This window comes from Amycolatopsis sp. DG1A-15b, assembly GCF_030285645.1.
Lineage (GTDB): Bacteria > Actinomycetota > Actinomycetes > Mycobacteriales > Pseudonocardiaceae > Amycolatopsis.
Map to the genome: position 1 here is coordinate 2,563,431 of NZ_CP127296.1, position 18,540 is coordinate 2,581,970.

Here is an 18,540-nt window from a genome sequence, read left to right on the forward strand (position 1 = left end):
TCGATCTGTGCGTGAACCTACCACGGGGAGTGCGGTGGCTCAGGCGAAGAGCGCCAGCAGGAGGCCCGCGCCGGCGATCACCGCGCACGCCGCGATCGTCGTCCGGCGGTAGTGCAGGATCAGTGCCGCGAACTCGCGCAGCAGCGCGCTCGGCAGGAAGTACCGGGCCGTCGGCGCGCCCGTCGCGTGGAACGGCAGGCCGAGCCGGCGGCACTCCACCGCCGCCCGGAACACGTGGTAGCTGCTGGTCACCACGACCACCCGGCGCGCGCCGGCGGGGAGCAGCCCCGCCGAGAACCGGAGGTTCTCCTCGGTCGTGCGGGCCTCGTCCTCGCACCGGATGCGGTCGGCCGGGATCCCGCGGTCCCGCAGGTAGTCGTGCATCGCTTCGGCTTCGGAGACCGTTTCGCCGGGGCCCCGCCCACCCGAAACGACCAGCAGCGGCGGCACCGGCTCCCGGTCGTGGAGCAGGATCGCGCGCTCGAGGCGTCCGGCGAGCAGCGGCGGCACGCGCTCGCCGTCGAGACCGCAGCCGAGCACGATGATCGCGTCGAACCCGCCGCGGCGGCCGATCCGGCTGTACACGACGGAATAGACCAGCAGCGACAGGAACAGGAACCCGAAGTACCCGGCCAGCACGGCGGCGACGGCCACCAGCACCGAACCCCACCGGCCGAGCGGCGCGAAGGCCAGGGCCTCCAGCGTGACCAGCCCGGCCCCGAGGCCCAGCGACAGCAGGTTCCCGCCGCTGCGGCCTTCCCGCCGCCACATCCGCACGCCGTTGGCGATCAACGCGGCCGGCAGCATCAGGGCGACGAGCACCGCCACGACGCTCAGCAGCCCGAGCAGCACCGGCGTCAGCCACTCCATGTGCAGCGCGGCGCGCAGCAGCCCCAACGCGGTCAGCAGCAGCGCGACACCGAGCCACACGGCGTTGCCCAGCCGTCGCGGTTCGCGTGCCAGCCGGACGGCGAACACGACGAGGGCCACCCCGGCGGCGCCCGGCAGCACCACACCGGCGACGTTCACCCCGGCCTCCCTGGATTCCCCTGCGGGGTCCCAACCTAGCCGGGCTTGCCCGGACGGGTGACATGGCATGGTGAACGCCGTGAGCGATCGGCGACCGGCGTTCGTGCTGCACGAGCACTTCCGCCCGCGGCACCACTTCGACCTGCGGCTGGAGGAGGACGGCGTGCTGCGCTCATGGGCGGTCCCGCGCGGCCTCCCGCCGGATCCGGGCGCCGACCGGCTCGCCGTCGCCGTGCCCGACCACGCTCTCGACCACCTCGCCTACGAGGACGAGACGAAGAAGATCGCCGACACGGGCTGGTGGGAGGAGCACGACCGGACGGCCAAGCGCATCCTCTTCACTCTGCACGGCCGGGCGGGCGCGGTGCGGTACGCGCTGATCCGCACCGCCCGCGACTGGCTCCTGCACCGCACCCGCGATCAGCCGGGCGCCGAGGCCGGGTAGCCCCGACCCGGAACCCGCGTGATCAGAACCGGAACTCCCGTGATCGAGGCCGGAACTCACGTGATTGGGGCCGTAACTCGCGAGTTCCGGCCCCAATCACGCGGGAGCCGGCCCCAGTCACGCGAGTTCCGGCCCCAGTCACGCGGGAGACGGCCCGGATCACGCGAGTTCCGGATTCCGGCGAGCCCGCCTCAGCCGGGCGAGACCTGAGCGCGCGGCCGGAACCGGACGCCGGCCGGCATCGCCCGGTGCGCCCAGTGACCGAGGACGCCGAGCAGGGCGATCTCCAGGACCATCATCAGCCGCTCGACCAGGCCGGTCGCCACGGTGGGCAGGTGGCCGCCGAGGATGACGTTCACCGCGAACGGGACGATGAACGGCAGGTAGAACGGGATCGCCGCCAGGGCCAGCCGCCGCGACCACGTCGCGAAACGCCGCCAGCGCGGGTCGTCGCGGTGCCGCCGTCCCAGCGCCCAGCCGACGACCGGCAGGCTCAGGCACGTCACCGCCGAGGCGTACAGGTGGATCTTGCCCGTCGCGGTGACCGCCCCACCCTGCGGGTCCTTCGCGAACACCGCGACCGCCAGGAGGCTCACGCACCACAGCGCCTTCGCCGCCACCAGTGCCGGGTTGGCCAGCAGGCCACGGCGGTAGAGCGCGACCAGCAGCAACGCCGATCCCGTGCTGGTGAGCAGGAGCGCGCCGTCCCACATCCAGCGGCCCGCGCTCAGCGCGTAGTCGCTGAGCATCGTGCTGACCGGGTCGAGGGGCGCGAGCCGGCGGTCGACGTGCAGCACGGCGAGCAGGACGACGGCGCCGGCGAAGGCGGCGAGGGCCCCGGGCACGAGCAGGCGGGCGCGCAGGCGGGGACGAACGGGTGCGGGACACAGCATGCAGGGAAACACTCCGGGACGGTTCGGCTGGTTCAGGCGCAGGCGCGGACGCTACCCGTGACCTTTCCGTGACCATTGCCGACGTGCTCGCGCTGTGACGCAGGACACCTTCAGTGGTCGCCGTCCTGCGGGATCTCGGCCGAATCCGTGAGCCGCAGCTTGCGCCGCGCCCGCTGGTAGAACGTCGTCATCCCGAGCCGGACCACCCGCGCCGCGCTCGGCCGGCCACGCAGGTCGAGCCGTTCGCCGGCGGAGACGTACCCCTGAACCTGGCCGTCGACCTCCACCGCGAGCCGGCCGCTGGTCGGCAGCAGCTCCAGGCTCACCTCGTCGTGCACCGACAGCACCACGCCCCGGCTGTACGCCGAATGCGGCGCCGCCGGCGTCACCAGCAGGGCCTCCACCGCCGGGCTGGTGATCGGGCCGCCCGCCGAGAAGCTGTACGCCGTCGAGCCGGTCGGGGTCGCGACGACCACCGCGTCGGCCGAGTAGCTCACGAACGGCTGGCCCCCGACGCGGACGGCGACCACCGCGCTGCCGTCGCCGGGCACGCGCACCACCGCGATGTCGTTGAACGCCGTGACCTTCCGCCCGTGCAGCACCGCGTCCACGGCCAGCCGCGGTTCCACCGTGAACTCGTGGTCGTCGATGGCCGAGAGCGCACCGGGCAGGTCGGGGACGTCGACCTCGGCCAGGAAGCCGAGCTTGCCGAGGTTCACCCCGAGCACCGGCGCACGCTGCCCGTCGGCCAGCCGCATGGCCCGCAGCATCGTGCCGTCGCCGCCCAGGCTGACCACCAGGTCGGAGCGGCGGCCGAGCTCCTCGGGCGTCACCCCGATCGCGGCGCAGTTCAGCCGGACGATCTCGTCGGCGATGCCGAGGATTTCGATGCCCCGGTTCCCGGCCCAGCCGAGGACGGCCTCGACGGCGGCTGCGGAGTCGCGGCGGGGATGCAGCACGAGGCCTGCGGAGTGCATGTCAGCGGCCCTGGGCGGGCGAGGTACCGAGCGTCATGCGCTCAGTCTGCCCGCTCCCGCCCGGCGCCGCGAGAAACGCAGCGCGCCGTCGTCGATCCGCCCGTGCCGGAGCTTGACGACGTCGTGCGCGTAGCTCATGCCCAGCTGCCACGGCGCCCGTGAACCCGCCTTCGGGAACTCGTCGATCGACCGCAGCACGTACCCGGCGTCGAAGTCCAGCAGCGGCCGCTCGGTGACCGCCGGGTCGTCGTTGACCGGCACGCACTGGTCGTAGCCGTGCCGGTCGAGGTGGCGCAGCAGCCGGACGACGTACTCGCCGACCAGGTCGGCCTTGAGCGTCCACGACGCGTTCGTGTAGCCGATCGTGAAGGCGAAGTTCGGCACGCCGCTGAGCATCATGCCCTTGTAGGCCATGGTTTCCGGCAGCTTCACCGGCGCGCCGTCCACCGACAGCCCGATGCCGCCGAAGGCCAGCAGCCGCAGCCCGGTGGCGGTGACGACGACGTCCGCCTCGAGCTCGCCGCCCGACTCGAGCCGGATGCCCCGCTCGGTGAACTCCGCGATCCGGTCGGTGACGATCGAGGCGTCGCCGCGGCGGATCGACCGGAACAGGTCGCCGTCCGGGACCAGGCACAGCCGCTGGTCCCAGGGCTGGTAGCGCGGCTTGAAGTGGGTGTCGACGGCGAACCCGGGCGGCAGCTGCTTCGCCGTCGCCTTGCGGATCAGCGCCTTGACCACGCCGGGGCGACGCCGGCTGAGCTGGTAGATCAGCGTGCTCACCGCGACGTTCTTCCAGCGCGCGATCGGGTACGCCAGCCGCGCGCCGAGCAGCCCGCGCAGCCGGTTGGCCAGCGCGTCCTCCGCCGGCAGCGACAGGATGTAGCTGGGGGAGCGCTGCAGCATCGTCACGTGCGCGGCGCGGCCGGTCATCGCCGGGACGAGCGTGACCGCGGTGGCGCCGCTGCCGATGACGACGACCTTCTTGCCGGTGTAGTCCAGGTCCTCGGGCCAGTGCTGCGGGTGGACGACGGTGCCGCCGAAGTTCTCCAGCCCGGGGAACTCCGGCGTGTGCCCGGCCGCGTAGTCGTAGTAGCCGCTGCACAGGTACAGGAACTTCGCGGTGAACTCCACCGGCTTCCCGTCGTGCTCGGCCTCGACCGTCCACAGTGCGTCCTCTGTGGACCAAGCGGCCCGGACCACCCGGTGCCCGAACCGGATGTGGCGGTCGATCCCCGCGTCGGCCGCGGTGTCGCGGACGTACTTCAGGATGGACGGCCCGTCCGCGATGGCCTTCGCGTCGGTCCACGGCCGGAACCGGTAGCCGAGGGTCTGCATGTCCGAATCGGACCGGACGCCGGGGTAGCGGAAGAGGTCCCACGTGCCGCCGATCGCGTCGCGGGCTTCGAGGATCACGTAGCTCTTGCGCGGGAACGCCGTGCGCAGGTGGTGGGCCGCGCCGACGCCGGACAGCCCGGCGCCGACGATCAGCACGTCGAGGTGTTCGGTCATGTCACACGGTCTCCGTCCGCCGGGCGCGCTGCATCACGCGCGTCAGCACGGCGTTGTAGTGGGTGGGGGTGATGCGGGCGAGCGCGTCGAACAGGTAGGCGTCCGGGCCGACCAGGATGCGGGCCTTCCCGCGGTCGACGCCGGCGTGGATGATCGCCGCCGCCTTGTCCGGCGACGTCATCGCCACCGCCTCGAACTGGGCGGCCATCTGCTCGTGGGTACGGCCGCGCCCCTCGGGGTCGCGGCGCACACGGGCGTTGCGCGCGATGTTCGTCGTGATGCCGCCCGGGTGCACGGTCACCGCGCGGACGTCGGTGCCGCGCAGTTCCTGCCGCAGCGACTCGGTGAAGCCGCGCACGGCGAACTTCGCCGCGCAGTACGCGCTCTGGTACGGCACCCCCAGCAGGCCGTAGACGCTGGAGGTGTTCACGATCGCTCCTTCGCCCTGCTCGACAAGGATGGGCAGGAACGCCCGGGTGCCGTGCACGACCCCGCGGAAGTTGATGTCGTGCAGCCAGTCGTCGTCCTCGGGCACCGCGTCGAGCACGGACGAGGTCACCGCGACACCGGCGTTGTTGAACACCGCGGCCAGGGGCGCCGGGAGCCACTCGCGGACCTCGGCGGCGAACCGCAGCTGGTCTTCGGCGTCGCGGACGTCGAGGACGCGGGTCAGCACCTGGCCGGACAGCGCAGCGGCGGTGGCTTTGAGGCCGTCTTCGTCGACGTCGGCGAGGGCGACCGGCGAGCCGAGCCTGGACAGCCGGGTGGCCAGGGCGCGGCCGATGCCGGAGGCCGCGCCGGTGATCACCACCGGGCGGCCCGCGACACTACGGGGCCGGGACATCGCTGCTCCTCGCGTGCTCGTCGATGAGGTCGAGGATCGCAGGCCACGCGCCTTCGGGCAGGTCGTGGCCCATCCCGCGGACGGTTTCGAGCCGGGCGCCGGGAATCGCGCGCGCGGTGGCCGCGCCGCCGGTGGGGTGGACCATCCGGTCGCGGTCGCCGTGGATCACCAGCGTCGGCGCGGTGATCTTCCGCAGCAGCGGCGTCCGGTTGCCGGACTTCATGATGGCGGCGAGCTGACGGCCGACGCCGCCGGCCGTCGGGTCGCGGTCCCAGCCCGTCCCGGCCAGCTCGCGGACCCGGGCCTCGTCGAACGGGAAGCCGTGCGAGCCGATGTGGCGGAACATCCGGACGGCGCTTTCGACCGCCTCCTCGCGGGACTTCGGCGGCTTCGCGCCCATCATCCGCAACGTCGAAAGCGCGGGCCGGCCGAGCACGCGCGACCCGGTCGTCGACATGATCGACGTCAGGGTGCGGATCCGCTCCGGGTACCGCGCGGCCGTGGTCTGGGCGATCATGCCGCCCATGGAGACCCCCGCGATGTGGGCGGTCTCGAGGTCGAGGGCGTCGAACAGGCCGATGGTGTCGGCGGCCATGTCCGTGAGGTCGTACTGCTGCGCGGGGAACCGGCCGGCGAGCATGCCGAGCAGGCTCGGCGGCCGGAAGCGCGGGTGCGTGGAGCGGCCGGCGTCGCGGTTGTCGAACCGGACGACCTCGTACCCGCGTTCGGCGAGCTTCGCGCAGAAGGCGTCCGGCCAGCTGTGCAGCTGCTGGCCCAGGCCGGCGACGAGCACCAGCGGCTCGGCGCCGGTGTCCCCGATCCGCTCGTAGGCCAGGGAAATGCCCCGGCCGGCGTCGGCGATCTGGTCGGTCACGAATCTCCTCCGGTGGTCCGGCGGCGCACGATCGCGCGGCCGCCCTTGGCCGGGGCGTAGGCCACGCCCCGCGAGTGCCAGCGTTCGTCCGGCTCGTCGGTCGGAACGAGTGTGAAGTCCCGCAGCAGGGTCCGCAGCACGACGGTCATTTCCATGGTCGCGAAGGCGGCGCCGAGGCAGCGGCGGGTGCCGCCGCCGAACGGGATCCACTGGTAGAGATCCGGGCGCGCGCCGGCGAAGCGGTGCGGGTCGAAGGTGGCCGCGTGGGGGAAGACGGCGTCGTCGTCGTGGATCAGCGCGATGCTGACGAGCACCGCGTAGCCCTTCGGCAGCGTCCACCGGCCCAGCTGGAAGCCGTCCTGCTTGACCTGGCGGGCGGTGAGGTCGATGACCGGGCGGGTGCGCTGGACCTCGAGGATCGTGGCGTCGAGCAGTTTTCCGTCGTCTTCGTGCAGTTCCGCCAGCAGCGCGGGGTGGCGGCGGAGCCGTTCGACGGCCCAGGCCAGGGTGGTCGCCGTGGTCTCGTGCCCGGCGGTGAGCAGGGTGAGGAGCTGGTCGGAGATCTCTTCGCGGCTCAGTCCCGACCCGTCGTCGTAGCGGGTCTGCAGCATCATCGAGAGGACGTCGTCGCGGTCGTTGCCGTCGGCGCGGGCCTTCGCGATCAGCCGGTCGACGATGGCGTCGTACTCGCGGCGCATCCGTTCGAAGCGGCGCCACGGGTTGAAGCGGCCGCGTTTCGGGATCGGCAGCACGGCCAGCCGGGAGCCGAGGGTGACGAACGGCGGCAGCAGCTCGCGCAGCTCGGCGAACTCGGCCCCTTCGGCGCCGAAGACGGCACGGAGGATGGCGTTGAGGGTGATCCGCATCATCGACGGCAGCGTGGCGAACGCTTTGTCTTCGGGCCAGCTCGCCAGTTCGCGCGCGGTTTCTTCCTCGACGATCCGCTCGTACGCCGCCAGCCGCCGTCCGTGGAACGGCGGGACCAGGAGCTTGCGCTGCCGTTTGTGCTCGTCGCCGGACAGCGCGAACATCGACCGGGAGCCGAGCACGCGCCCGAGGTTGACCTCGAGGTTGTCGGCGAGCTCGGGCCCGGAGGTGAACAGCTGCTTGATCTCGGCGGCGCCGCTGATCACCACGGCGTTGCCGAAGATCGGCACGTTCACCGTGAAGGCGTCCCCGTAGCGTTCTTTGAGCCGCCGCATGCCGCGCAGGGGCTGCGTCAGCGCGTAGGCGCCCTGGACGGCCCGGGGCGCGGTGGGCCCCGGTGGCAGCGTCGCGGGGCTTGTCATGGTCGTCATCGACCCTCCTGGAAGGTGGTACGCGAGCGTACCGTCGGTACGGTACGCCGGTGTACCATCCGGTTTCAAGAGCGAAGGTCTGGGAGGTATAGCGTGACTTCCGTGGACGTCGACACCCGCCGGTTCCGCCAGCGCCTCCTGGACGGGCTGGCCGAGTCGATCACCGAGGCCGGCTTCCGCGACACGACGGTGGCCGACGTCGTCCGCCGCGCCCGCACGTCGCGCCGGACGTTCTACGAGCACTTCTCCAGCCGCGAAGAGTGCTTGATCGCGCTCCTGGCGGAGGCGAACCGGTCGATGATCCAGCAGATTTCCGAGGCGGTGGACCCGCGCGCACCGTGGCGGGACCAGGTCCGCCAGGCGATCGAGACGTGGATCGCGTGCGCGGAGTCGGAGCCGGCGATCACCTTGAGCTGGATCCGCGACGTACCGGCGTTGGGTGCCCCGGCCCGCGGCCTGCAGCGCGACGCGATGGAGGGCTTCATCGCGATGACGCTGCGCCTGACGGACACCCCGGAAATGCGCGCGGCGGGCATCACCCCGCCTTCGCGGCAGCTGTCGATCATGCTCCTGGGCGGCCTGCGGGAGCTGATCGCCACGACGGTGGAGGACGGCGGCCGCGCCGGTGATGTCACCGAGGTCGCGGTCCGGGCCTCGATCGCGGTGCTCGGCCCGGCGTAACGCACCGGCTGGGTGGCGGCACCCGCCACCGGGTGCCGCCACCACCTCCCCCTGCTCCGCAGCGTCGGCGTCGTGCTGCGCAAGACCAATCTGACAGGCGGTGGCGGCTCCCGGGAGGGAGGAATCGCGGGATCCCGGTCAGGCGAGCGCGGCGAGACGGCGTTCGATCCGCTCGATGTCGGAGGCCCGGTGCTGCCGGCGGAAGAGGGCGAGGGCCTCCAGCCACAGGTGCCGGGCCCGGCGGTAGCGGTGGGCCGACGCGTACACCTCGGCGAGGTCGGCGAGCACGACCGCCTCCTGTTTGGGGTCGAACGCTCCGCGCAGGAGGTTCACCGCGCGCCGGTAGTGGCGGACCGCGCTCGGGTGCCGTGCGGCCTGGTGGTCGATGTAGCCGAGGCTGTGCAGGGCATAGGCCTCGGCGTCGAGGTACCGGAGCCGGCGGAAGAGGCGCAGTGCCGCGGTGCAGTACCTGGTGGCCTGGTCGAGTTCGCCCAGGCGCGCGTACTGCCACCCCACCGTGTTGAGGGCGTTCGCGATCCGGGCGGCCTGGCCGAGACCTTCGTACAAGGTCAACGCCTGCCGTGCCGGCGCCAACGCACGCCGGGGATCCCCCTGCTGCTCCCAGGCCGCGGCGAGTGCCTCGTGGGCGCGGGCCTGGCCCGCGACGTCGCCGGCCTGCCGGAACAGCTCCAGCGCCCGGCCGAGCTGGGTCATCCCGGCTCCGTGATCGCCGACCATGACCCGGGCCCAGCCGTAGAGCCGATGGACGTCCGCCTGGTCGGAGCGCCCGCGGATGTCGGTGACGGCGTCGATCGCGGGCTGCCAGACGCGGAGGTTGTCGTCCCGGCGGTCGTGGCGCATGTGGTGGGTGTTCACCGTCCACGCGATCCGCCAGACCTCCTCGACCCAGCCGCGCCGGATCGCGCACTGCTGGGCGGTGAGCAGGTTCGCGTGTTCCTCGGCGAACCACTGCACGGCCGCGGCGTGGTCGTCGAGGGGCGCCGGATGGCATCCGGGCGGCGGGGGCGGGAGGTCGATGGACGGGCGGTGGTCGTCGAGCAGCCGCTCGGCGGCGAACGCGGTGTGCAGGTAGAAGCCGACGAACCGGCGGATCGCCTGGTCCCGCGCGGCCTCGGACAGGTCGGTCTGCGCGCGGTCGCGGGCGTAGAGGCGGACGAGGTCGTGCATCCGGTACCGGCCGGGGCGGTGCTGCTGGAGCAGGTGGGCGTGCTCGAGGGTGCGCAGCTGCCGGCGGATCCGGTGGCCGGGCCGGCCGGTGAGGCCGGCGATGGCGGCGACCGGGACATCGGCGCCCGGCGCCAGGCCGAGGTGCCGCAACAGGTCCGCGGCTTCGTCGTCCAGCGCCCGGTAGGAGGCGGAGAACACCGAGGACAGCCGCACCGACGCTTCACCGGCGTCGAGCCCGTCCAGCCGGCCGGTTTCGTCGGCGAGCTCGGCGGCCAGCAGCGCCAGGGGAAAGGCCGGGTTCGAGCCGGCCCGGGCCGCGACGATGCTGATGGCCAGCGGCAGCCCGGCGCAGAAGCGGACCAGTGCGGCGCTCGCGTCGGCCTCGGCGTCGACCTTGGCGGCGCCGAGGTGCTTGACGAGCAGCTCGCCCGCTTCGCCCGGGGTGAACATCGGCAGCCGCATCGCGTGCGCACCGCGGGCGACGAGCCCGGTGAGGTGGTGGCGGCTGGTGACGATCACCGTGCAGCCGGCGCTGCCCGGAAGCAGCGGTTCGGCCGCGGCGCTGTCCCGGGCGTTGTCGAGGACGATCAGCATGCGCTTTCCGCTGACCAGCGTCCGGTACAACGCGGCCTGCGCGGTCAGGCCGGCCGGGATCGCCGAGGTGGCGACGCCGAACGCGTCGAGGAAGCCGCGGATCGCGGTTTCGGGCGGCATCGGCGGACCGGCGGGGTCGAACCCGCGGAGATCGACGTAGAGCTGGCCGTCCGGGAACCGGTCCAGCTCACGGTGGGCCCAGTGCAGCGCCAAGGCCGTCTTCCCGACACCGCCGGCACCGGCGACCGCCGAGATGACCAGGACGGCACCGTCGCCGACCCGGCCGCCGTCACACGCGGCCGAAAGCTCCTTCAGCTCGTCCACGCGGGCGGTGAACCGCAGTGGTGGCGCCGGAAGCTGGTGCGGCACCGGCGACACCGCCCGGCGCTCGGTGACGGGAGCGGCCGGACGGCGCGAATTGGCGAACCCCAGGTCCGCGTCGGTTCCGGCGTCCAGCACAGCGCGGAACGCGGCCCGGTACCGGGCGTTCGGCCACCGGATGGTGCCGCGCTCGAGCTTCGCGACGTAGTTGTCGTCCACCGCCGTCCGCTGCCGGTGGTGCTCCCAGAGGCAGGCGTTGACCAGCTCCGCCAGCTCCCGCCGCGACAGGCACTCACCGGGGTGCTGCCTCGATCCGGTGCGTTCCCGCGCCGCCCGGAGCCGTTCGTTCTCCGTCACCGTCGCTGAGCTCCTCCCCACAGCTCAAGCTGACAGGGTGACCATCCGTACGCGTGTTGTCAACGCGGCCGGGCCCAGGCCCTTTCCGAAGAGCCCGGGCCCGGTTTCAGGCGTCGAGATCCCGGGCGATCAGCTCGGCGAGTGCGTCGACGGACTCCTGGGCCGCGTCGCCTTCGGCGGTGAGCTCCACCTCGTCGCCGAAAGCCGCGCCCAGGGTCATCAACCCGAGGACGCTGGCCGCGTCGACGGGGTCACCGGCGACGCCGGCCGTGATCTTGGCGATCCGGACCTTCGCGGGCTGCCCGGCGGCCGTCTTCGCGACCAGGCCCGCGGGCCTGGCGTGGAGCCCGACGCTGCTGGCGACGAGCGTGCGGCGTTGGTACACAGTGGACTCCTTCACGCGTTGACCGGCTGGCCGGAAACGGCGGACGAGCGCTCGGCCGCCCGGAAGCGCACCTGCTTGAGCGCGATCACCGACCCGGCGGCGACCAGCGTCCCGGCGATCAGCGCCACCAGGAACAGCAGCGGGTTGCCGATCAGCGGGAGCACGAAGATCCCGCCGTGCGGGGCGCGCAGCGTCGTGCCGAAGGCCATCGACAGCGAGCCGGTGACCGCCGAGCCGAGCATGATCGACGGGATCACCCGGAACGGATCCGCCGCGGCGAACGGGATCGCGCCCTCGGTGATGAACGACGCGCCCAGCAGCCAGGCCGCCCGGCCGTTCTCGCGTTCGGCCTCGGTGAACAGCTTCTTGCGGACCGTGGACGCGAGCGCCAGGGCCAGCGGCGGCACCATCCCGGCGGCCATCACCGCGGCCATGATCTGCAGCGACGCCGTCGCTCCGGTGGTCAGGCCGCCGACGGCGAAGGCGTAGGCGGCCTTGTTGACCGGGCCACCCATGTCGAAGGCCATCATCAGGCCGAGCAGCGCGCCGAGCAGGAGCGCGCTGGCACCGCTGAGGCTGTTGAGCCAGTTGGTCAGCCCGCTCGTCGCGGCGGCCATCGGCTTGCCGACCACGACGTACATCAGCACACCGACCACAATGGACCCGAGCAGCGGGTAGACGACCACCGGCATGATGCCGCGCATCGCCTTCGGCACCTGGATCTTCTTCAGCGCCAGCACGACGCCACCGGCCAGCAGACCGGCGACGAGGCCGCCGAGGAAGCCCGCGCCGACGGTGACGGCGATCGCGCCGCCCACGAAACCGGGGGCGATCGCCGGGCGGTCGGCCATCGCGAAGGCGATGAACCCGGCCAGCACCGGCACCAGGAAGTCGAAGGCCGCGCTGCCGATCTGGAACATCAGCGCGGCCCAGCCGGCGACCGAACCCGCGTCGAAGTGCTCGGTGACCTTCGGCGCGTCGACGATCTTGTAGCCGCCGAGGGCGAAACTCAGCGCGATCAGCAGGCCGCCCGCGGCGACGAACGGGATGAGGTAGCTGACGCCGGTCATCAGCCACTGGCGGATCTTGGTCCCGGCGTTGTCGTTCGCGCCGACCTTCGAAGTGAGCTCCGGGGCGGCCGGTGTCGCGGGTGCCGGCTCACGGGCGGCGGCTTTGGCGCGCTCGAACAGCCCGGCCGCGTCGTTGATCGCGGCCTTGACCGGTGCCTCGACGATCGGCTTCCCGGCGAAGCGGTCCCGGCCCTGCACCGCGAGGTCGGCGGCGAAGATGACGGCGTCCGCGCTCGCGATGTCCTCGGCGGACAGCGGTTCGGACCCGGCCGAACCCTGGGTCTCGACGACGATCTCGTCGCCGTTGGCCTTGGCGGTCTGCTCCAGCGACTCGGCCGCCATGTAGGTGTGGGCGATCCCGGTGGGGCAGGCGGTGATGGCGACGAACTTCATGATCAGGCCACCTCCTGGCGGATGTACTCGGCGAGGGCGACGGCGTCGGTGGCGTCGGAGAGGTTCTGCTTGAACTCCGCCCGGACCAGCCGCCGGGCGAGCGCGGCGAGGACCTTGAGGTGGTCGCTGCCCCCGCCTTCCGGCGCGGCGATGAGGAAGATCAGCTTCGCCGGGCCGTCCGGCGCGCCGAAGTCGATACCGGCGTCGCTGCGGCCGAACGCCAGCGTCGGCGCGGTCACCGCGGCCGAGCGGCAGTGCGGGATGCCGATGCCGCCTTCGAGCCCGGTGGCCATCTGCTCCTCACGGGCGGCGACGTCCTTCAGGAACAGGTCGAGGTCGGTCACCCGCCCGGCGTCGACGAGCCGCTGCGCGAGGCCGCGGATGGCGGCCTGCTTGTCGGCGGCGTCGAGGCCGAGGTCGACCAGGTCGGCGGTGATCAGGTCTGGGGTGGTCATGCGGCGGCTCCGCTGAGGGTGAAGGTGGGGTCGGCGTCGAGCAGGCGCACCTGGTCGGGGTGCACGTCCTGCGGGGTGGGCATGCGGCTGCCCTCCTGCGTGACCGCGGCGGTGCCGTAGGCGACCGCGGTCCGCAGGGCTTGGGGGCCGGTTCCTCCGGCGTGGAGGAACCCGGCGAGTGCGGCGTCTCCGGCGCCGACGGTGCTGCGCACGGCCACCAGCGGGCCGAGCGCGTGGCAGGTTCCGGTCTCCTCGACGAGCACCGCGCCGCGCGCGCCCAGGCTGACCAGCACGCGGCCGACGCCGCCGGAGATCAGCTCCCGGCAGAACGCGACGACGTCGCCGAGCAGCGGCAGTGGGCGGCCGGCGAGCTCGATCAGCTCGTCGAGGTTGGGCTTGAGCAGGTCCGGCCCGGCCGCGCAGGCGGCGGCGAGCGGCGCGCCGGAGGAGTCGACGGCGACCTTCGCCCCGGCTTCGCGGGCGAGCTTCGTCAGCCGCGCGTAGAAGTCGTCGGGCACACCGGCGGGGAGGCTGCCGCAGCACACCAGCCATTCGCCGCGCGCGGCGAGCTCGACGGCGCGGCGTTCGAGGGTGGCGAGTTCGGCGGGGGAGATCTCCGGGCCCGGCTCGTTGATCTTCGTCGTGGTCCCGTCGGCTTCGACGAGCGTGATGTTGCTGCGGGTCGAGCCGGCGATCGGCACGGCGACGACCGGGACGCCTTCGGGCGCGAGCAGGTCGGCCAGCCGCTCGCCGACCGCGCCGCCGGCGGGCAGCAGCGCGACGGTCGGGGTCCCGGCGGCGGCCAGCGCGCGGGCCACGTTCACGCCCTTGCCACCGGGGTCGAGCCGCACGGCCGAGGCGCGCAGCACCTCGCCGCGGCGCAGCTCGGCCAGCCGCGCGGTGCGGTCGAGGCTCGGGTTGGGGGTCACGGTGACGATCACGCCAGCACCACCTCCGGGCCCGCTTCCTCGAGTTCGGCCACCGCGCCCGCGTCGATGCCGCTGTCGGTCACCAGGACGTCGATCTCGGCCCGCCGCGCGAAGCGGCTGAGCTGGTCGGTGCCGTACTTGCTGTGGTCGGCCAGCAGCACCCGCTTGCGGGCGGCGGCGACCACGGCGGCCTTCACGGCGGATTCGGCCATGTCCGGCGTCGTGCAGCCGTGCTCGGCCGAAAAGCCGTTCGCGCCGAGGAAAGCGACGTCGACGAGCAGGCCTTCGAGCGCCCGCAGCGTCCAGGCCTCGACCGCGGCGAGCGTCGTCCCCCGGACGCGGCCGCCCAGGATGTGCAGCGTGATGCCCGGCCGGGTGGCGAGGATCGAGGCGACCGGGATCGAGTTGGTGATCACCGTCAGCTCGCGGTCGGCGGGCAGCAGCGTCGCGAGCCTGCTGGTCGTGGTGCCCGCGTCGAGCAGGATCGAGCCGCGGTCGGGCACCAGGTCCAGCGCGGCCCGGGCGATCGCGTCCTTTTCGGCGGCGTTGGTCTGGTCCCGCTGCGCGACCTCGGGTTCGAAGTCGAGCCGCTCGACGGCGACCGCGCCGCCGTAGACGCGGCGGACCACGCCTTGGCGTTCCAGGACGCCGAGGTCGCGGCGGATGGTCTCGGGAGCGACACCGAGTTCGGCGGCGACGTCACCGACGTCGACGCGTCCGTCGCGTCGTGCGCGTTGCGCCAGGAGCTGATGCCGTTCGGCGGCGTACATGCCCGTTCCTCTCCGATGGTTGCCCGTTGCCGTTTGATTGTGCCCGTTGTTACCGTACTGTCAATCCCCAGTTACGCGTCACTTGCTCCCGGAGGTCCCGAAATGCAGTTGTCCGGAGTCGGAGTCAGCCCCGGGCGGGTCGACGGTCCCCGCGTGCTCGTGGCCGCTGACCTGCCGGAACCCGCTTCTTCGCCCGCTCCTGCCGATCTCGAGGCCGAAGCGGGCAAGATCGGGCAGGCGGCGACGACAGTGGCGGCCGCGTTGTCCGATCGTGCCCGTTCCGTGTCCGGAGATGCCCGGTCGGTGCTGGAGGCGACGGCCGCGATGGCGTCCGACCCGGCGTTGACCGCGTCCGCGGAGAAGCTGGTCCTCGCGCGATCGCTCCCGGCGCCGCGGGCCGTCTGGGAAGCGGCGGGGGAGTTCATGACGGCACTGCGGGCCGCGGGCGGCTACATGGCCGAACGCGCCAGGGACGTCGCCGACGTCCGCGACCGGATCGTCGCGGCGTTGCTGGGCGTGGCCCCACCGGGCGTGCCGGACCTGACGTCGCCGAGCGTGCTGGTGGCGCGGGACCTCGCTCCGGTCGACACCGCCGGGCTCGACCCGGAGCTGGTCCTGGCGCTGGTGACGGCGGAAGGCGGCCCGACGAGCCACACCGCGATCCTGGCGCGGGCGCTGGGCATCCCCGCCGTGGTCGCGTGCGCCGGGGTGCTGGAACTGGACAGCCCGGGCCTCGCGGTCGACGGTTCGGCAGGCACGGTGACCCCGTCCGACGGCACGGTGCGGGCGCCGGCCCGGACGTCCCGCCCGACGTGGGACGGCGTCGGCCGCCTCGCCGACGGCCACCGCGTGAAGCTGCTGGGCAACGTGGGGTCCGCCGCGGACGCCGAGGCCGCGGCGGCGGCCGGCGCGGAAGGGGTGGGGCTGTTCCGCACCGAATTCTGTTACCTCTCCGCGGCATCGGAGCCGACGGAGGCCGAGCAGCGCGCGGCGTACGCGGCGGTGCTGGCCCCGTTCGCGGGCAAGCCGGTCGTCGTCCGGACGTTGGACGCCGGTTCCGACAAGCCACTGGCGTTCCTGCCGATGGGCGAGGAACCCAACCCGGCCTTGGGTGTCCGCGGCCTCCGCGTGGCGTTCGACCGCCCCGAGCTGCTGGACCGCCAGCTGACGGCGATCGCGGCGGCGGCCGCGGACACTGGCGCCGAGCTGTCGGTGATGGCCCCGATGGTGGCCACGGCGGCGGAGGCGGCGTGGTTCGCCGCGCGCGCCCGCGCGGCGGGCATCGAGCGGGTGGGCGTGATGATCGAGATCCCGGCGGCGGCGTTGTGCGCCGATTCGATCCTCGCGGAGGTGGACTTCGTGTCACTGGGAACGAACGACCTGGCCCAGTACGTGTTCGCGGCGGACCGCCAGCTGGGCGCGGTGGCGGCGTTGAACGCCCCGGACCAGCCGGCGTTGCTGCGGCTGGTGGCGATGGTCGCGCAAGCCGGCGCGGCGGCGGGAAAGCCGGTGGGCGTGTGCGGCGAGGCAGCGGCGGACCCCGCGCTGGCGCCGGCACTGGTGGGGCTGGGCGTGACGTCGTTGTCGATGAACGCGGCGGCCCTGGCGGGCGTGGGCGCGGCACTGCGCGAGGTGGATCTCGCCGATTCTCGGGCCGAGGCGGGATCTCGGATGGCGACAGCCGGGCTGCCGCCCCGGTCGTGAGTCGGCCGCCTACGTGACGGCCGGATCGCCGAGCGCGAGCTCGGGTGGCCGGCCCCGCCGGGTGACGACGACGGCCGCGGATCCGAAGGGGGACGCCGTGCCGGCCGGCCGCGACATCTCGAGCCGCAGCAGGCTGGCGCCGGTGACGTCGAGCTCGATCTTCGCCGGCTTCCCGGCCGCGACCTCGTGTTCGGAACGCGGCGTTCCGTCGAGCACCAGGCGGAACCGCCCGACCTGGAAGGGATCCCGGGCGTTGTCGAGCACGCCGGCGACCGTGGTGAACCGCTGGTAGTGCCCGCCCAGGTCCAGTTCGATGAATCCCGGCCCGGTGGTGGTCGGCGCGCTCGGCCGGAGAACGATGCTGTTCTCGTAGTGCAGGCCGTCGATCCAGGCCGCCCCTCGCCGGATTCCCGGGCTGGTGCACGTCCACGGCAGTTCACCGGCGAGCACCCGCCGCGGTTCCCGCGCCCCGCCGCGCCAGACACCGCGGCGGGGCATCGGGTACTGCCCCTGACCGGTGATCGCGGCGAGCAGGTCGGCGACTCCTGCGTCGGTGAACTCGGCGATCTCGTACCGGGTCGTGGAGTAGGGGTTGAGGAATTCGGGGATGTCGTCGATCGAGTGGCCGGGCAGGACCACCGGGAGAACCCTGCGGGTTCCCGCCTCGAGGTCCTTGGTCAGCTTGTTGCGGATGATGGCAGTCTCGAACTGGGCGCCGCGCCCTTCGTCCGGCGGCGCGTCGCCGTCGGCCCGAGCCCGGTACAGGGGAGACGCGACGACGATGACGAAGTCGGCCGCCTTGAGGTTCCGGGTAGCCCAGAGTGACCAGTCGATGCGGACGTTGTCGTGCCACTGGTCGAGGACGACCTCGAGGCCGATCCGGCTGTGCAGGACGGTCGCGAACCGCCGGACCTGCGCCTTGTGCTCCTCGGAGTCGTGTGAATAGCTGACGAACACCCGGGGTGCCTCGTGCTCGGACATCGCCCTCTCCTCGGGATCGGTCGGTGATCAACCGATCCGGGAGATCGGTATTCCGGAAACGACTCGTTTTCTGTTTCCGTGTTCGCCTGTCATATATCCGGGCTCGGCCGAGGTGTCAAGTGCTTGTTTCCCGGTCGTTTTCGCCGCTGACCGGTTATTGTCCTGGATCTGTCAGGTTTCCCGCCTTCTTGACTGGCACGCAACGGATCTAGGATCGGACCCGCCTGGCGGGAGCGGCGAAGGGGCGGCGGCACGCGTGTACGAGTACGACGTGTTCATCAGTTACCTGCGCACGGCGAGCGACATATCGGCGTGGATTCGTCACCATTTTCACCCCCGTCTCCTGGAAGTGCTCGACAACAACCGGTACGAGGACGTCAGGATTTTCTTCGACGACCAGGTCCGCGTCGGAGCCAGCTGGCCGGCGGAACTGAGCTCGGCGTTGCAGCGCTCGCGGGTGCTGGTTCCGGTCTGCTCCCCGAAGTACTTCCGGAACGAATGGTGCCTGGCCGAGTGGGCCTCGATGGCGGAGCGGGAGGCACTGACCGCCGCCGCGGCGGGGGAGCACCGGCGGCCCTTGATCTACCCCGTGATCTTCTGCGACTCCCGGCACTTCCCCGACTGGGCACACGCGCGCCGCCCCCGTGACCTGCAGCAGTGGAACCACCCCTTCGAGCACTTCCAGACCGCGCCGGCCTACCTCGACTTCAACCAGCAGATCAAGCAGATCGCCGCGGAGCTGGAGGAGCTCATCGAACGAGCGCCGGAGTGGCGGGGCGACTGGCCGGTGCGCACGCCGCCCGCGGAACCGCCGGCGCCGGCGCGGATGCCGAGGTTCTGACC

18 protein-coding genes are annotated in these 18,540 nt (G+C 72.7%); 4 read left to right on the forward strand and 14 right to left on the reverse strand.

Features of this window, described 5'->3' with window-relative positions:
- Positions 1 to 39 precede the first annotated feature (39 nt).
- Positions 40 to 1,029, reverse strand: a complete 990-nt coding sequence (locus tag QRY02_RS11680; RefSeq protein WP_285991541.1) for a YdcF family protein — start codon at positions 1,027 to 1,029, stop codon at positions 40 to 42.
- Positions 1,030 to 1,108: 79 nt separating this feature from the next.
- Between QRY02_RS11680 and QRY02_RS11685 the strand changes: the two genes are divergently transcribed.
- Positions 1,109 to 1,474: a DNA polymerase ligase N-terminal domain-containing protein gene (locus tag QRY02_RS11685; RefSeq protein WP_285991542.1), complete on the forward strand. Its 366-nt coding sequence runs from the start codon at positions 1,109 to 1,111 to the stop codon at positions 1,472 to 1,474.
- Positions 1,475 to 1,665: 191 nt separating this feature from the next.
- On the opposite strand, the gene QRY02_RS11690 is transcribed toward QRY02_RS11685, so the two are convergent.
- From QRY02_RS11690 to QRY02_RS11715, 6 genes are all read right to left on the reverse strand, one after another.
- Positions 1,666 to 2,367 (reverse strand): DUF998 domain-containing protein, encoded by a 702-nt coding sequence (locus tag QRY02_RS11690; protein ID WP_285991543.1) that lies wholly within the window; start codon positions 2,365 to 2,367, stop codon positions 1,666 to 1,668.
- A 110-nt stretch (positions 2,368 to 2,477) separates the two neighbouring features.
- Positions 2,478 to 3,344 carry an NAD(+)/NADH kinase gene (locus QRY02_RS11695; protein WP_285991544.1) on the reverse strand — a complete coding sequence of 289 codons (867 nt, stop codon included), beginning with the start codon at positions 3,342 to 3,344 and terminating at the stop codon, positions 2,478 to 2,480.
- A gap of 33 nt (positions 3,345 to 3,377) precedes the next feature.
- Positions 3,378 to 4,853 (reverse strand): flavin-containing monooxygenase, encoded by a 1,476-nt coding sequence (locus QRY02_RS11700; protein ID WP_285991545.1) that lies wholly within the window; start codon positions 4,851 to 4,853, stop codon positions 3,378 to 3,380.
- A gap of 1 nt (position 4,854) precedes the next feature.
- Positions 4,855 to 5,697: an SDR family NAD(P)-dependent oxidoreductase gene (locus QRY02_RS11705; RefSeq protein ID WP_285991546.1), complete on the reverse strand. Its 843-nt coding sequence runs from the start codon at positions 5,695 to 5,697 to the stop codon at positions 4,855 to 4,857.
- Positions 5,681 to 6,571: an alpha/beta fold hydrolase gene (locus QRY02_RS11710; protein ID WP_285991547.1), complete on the reverse strand. Its 891-nt coding sequence runs from the start codon at positions 6,569 to 6,571 to the stop codon at positions 5,681 to 5,683. Before QRY02_RS11710 ends, QRY02_RS11705 begins: the two co-directional genes overlap by 17 nt.
- Positions 6,568 to 7,869 carry a cytochrome P450 gene (locus QRY02_RS11715; RefSeq protein ID WP_285991548.1) on the reverse strand — a complete coding sequence of 434 codons (1,302 nt, stop codon included), beginning with the start codon at positions 7,867 to 7,869 and terminating at the stop codon, positions 6,568 to 6,570. Before QRY02_RS11715 ends, QRY02_RS11710 begins: the two co-directional genes overlap by 4 nt.
- A gap of 93 nt (positions 7,870 to 7,962) precedes the next feature.
- On the opposite strand from QRY02_RS11715, the gene QRY02_RS11720 reads away from it, so the two are divergent.
- Complete coding sequence (locus QRY02_RS11720; RefSeq protein WP_285991549.1) at positions 7,963 to 8,550, forward strand: TetR/AcrR family transcriptional regulator; 588 nt, start codon at positions 7,963 to 7,965, stop codon at positions 8,548 to 8,550.
- Between the two features lie 138 nt (positions 8,551 to 8,688).
- Here QRY02_RS11720 and QRY02_RS11725 read toward each other — a convergent pair whose 3' ends face one another.
- From QRY02_RS11725 to QRY02_RS11750, 6 genes are all read right to left on the reverse strand, one after another.
- Positions 8,689 to 11,010 carry an ATP-binding protein gene (locus QRY02_RS11725; RefSeq protein ID WP_285991550.1) on the reverse strand — a complete coding sequence of 774 codons (2,322 nt, stop codon included), beginning with the start codon at positions 11,008 to 11,010 and terminating at the stop codon, positions 8,689 to 8,691.
- Positions 11,011 to 11,116: 106 nt separating this feature from the next.
- Complete coding sequence (locus QRY02_RS11730; protein WP_285991551.1) at positions 11,117 to 11,395, reverse strand: HPr family phosphocarrier protein; 279 nt, start codon at positions 11,393 to 11,395, stop codon at positions 11,117 to 11,119.
- A gap of 11 nt (positions 11,396 to 11,406) precedes the next feature.
- A complete protein-coding gene (locus QRY02_RS11735; RefSeq protein ID WP_285991552.1) occupies positions 11,407 to 12,858 on the reverse strand; it encodes a PTS fructose transporter subunit IIC in 1,452 nt (483 codons plus the stop codon).
- A gap of 2 nt (positions 12,859 to 12,860) precedes the next feature.
- A complete protein-coding gene (locus QRY02_RS11740) occupies positions 12,861 to 13,313 on the reverse strand; it encodes a PTS sugar transporter subunit IIA (protein ID WP_285991553.1) in 453 nt (150 codons plus the stop codon).
- Positions 13,310 to 14,254, reverse strand: coding sequence for a 1-phosphofructokinase (gene pfkB / locus QRY02_RS11745; protein WP_285991554.1), 945 nt, complete (start codon positions 14,252 to 14,254; stop codon positions 13,310 to 13,312). The genes QRY02_RS11740 and pfkB overlap by 4 nt, the downstream gene beginning before the upstream one ends.
- Entirely contained in the window at positions 14,251 to 15,012 is a 762-nt protein-coding gene (locus tag QRY02_RS11750; protein ID WP_285991555.1) for a DeoR/GlpR family DNA-binding transcription regulator, read from the reverse strand. The genes pfkB and QRY02_RS11750 overlap by 4 nt, the downstream gene beginning before the upstream one ends.
- Positions 15,013 to 15,114: 102 nt before the next feature.
- On the opposite strand from QRY02_RS11750, the gene QRY02_RS11755 reads away from it, so the two are divergent.
- Positions 15,115 to 16,716 carry a putative PEP-binding protein gene (locus tag QRY02_RS11755; RefSeq protein ID WP_285991556.1) on the forward strand — a complete coding sequence of 534 codons (1,602 nt, stop codon included), beginning with the start codon at positions 15,115 to 15,117 and terminating at the stop codon, positions 16,714 to 16,716.
- A gap of 9 nt (positions 16,717 to 16,725) precedes the next feature.
- Here the strand turns inward: QRY02_RS11755 and QRY02_RS11760 are convergent, their stop codons facing one another.
- On the reverse strand, positions 16,726 to 17,697 hold the full coding sequence (locus tag QRY02_RS11760) for an SEFIR domain-containing protein (RefSeq protein WP_285991557.1): 972 nt from the start codon (positions 17,695 to 17,697) through the stop codon (positions 16,726 to 16,728).
- 256 nt (positions 17,698 to 17,953) lie between these two features.
- Between QRY02_RS11760 and QRY02_RS11765 the strand changes: the two genes are divergently transcribed.
- The gene (locus QRY02_RS11765; RefSeq protein ID WP_285991558.1) at positions 17,954 to 18,538 is read left to right on the forward strand and encodes a TIR domain-containing protein; all 585 of its coding nucleotides are present in this window, start codon (positions 17,954 to 17,956) and stop codon (positions 18,536 to 18,538) included.
- The last annotated feature ends 2 nt before the right edge of the window (positions 18,539 to 18,540 follow it).

Bases quoted from the DNA above. Each gene is read 5' to 3' on its own strand.
- QRY02_RS11705 (WP_285991546.1), bottom strand. From the start codon at position 5,697: ATGTCCCGGCCCCGTAGTGTCGCGGGCCGCCCGGTGGTGATCACCGGC.
- QRY02_RS11690 (WP_285991543.1), bottom strand. From the start codon at position 2,367: ATGCTGTGTCCCGCACCCGTTCGTCCCCGCCTGCGCGCCCGCCTGCTC.
- QRY02_RS11695 (WP_285991544.1), bottom strand. From the start codon at position 3,344: ATGCACTCCGCAGGCCTCGTGCTGCATCCCCGCCGCGACTCCGCAGCC.
- QRY02_RS11735 (WP_285991552.1), bottom strand. From the start codon at position 12,858: ATGAAGTTCGTCGCCATCACCGCCTGCCCCACCGGGATCGCCCACACC.
- QRY02_RS11740 (WP_285991553.1), bottom strand. From the start codon at position 13,313: ATGACCACCCCAGACCTGATCACCGCCGACCTGGTCGACCTCGGCCTC.
- QRY02_RS11755 (WP_285991556.1), top strand. From the start codon at position 15,115: ATGCAGTTGTCCGGAGTCGGAGTCAGCCCCGGGCGGGTCGACGGTCCC.
- QRY02_RS11750 (WP_285991555.1), bottom strand. From the start codon at position 15,012: ATGTACGCCGCCGAACGGCATCAGCTCCTGGCGCAACGCGCACGACGC.
- QRY02_RS11760 (WP_285991557.1), bottom strand. From the start codon at position 17,697: ATGTCCGAGCACGAGGCACCCCGGGTGTTCGTCAGCTATTCACACGAC.
- QRY02_RS11700 (WP_285991545.1), bottom strand. From the start codon at position 4,853: ATGACCGAACACCTCGACGTGCTGATCGTCGGCGCCGGGCTGTCCGGC.
- QRY02_RS11715 (WP_285991548.1), bottom strand. From the start codon at position 7,869: ATGACGACCATGACAAGCCCCGCGACGCTGCCACCGGGGCCCACCGCG.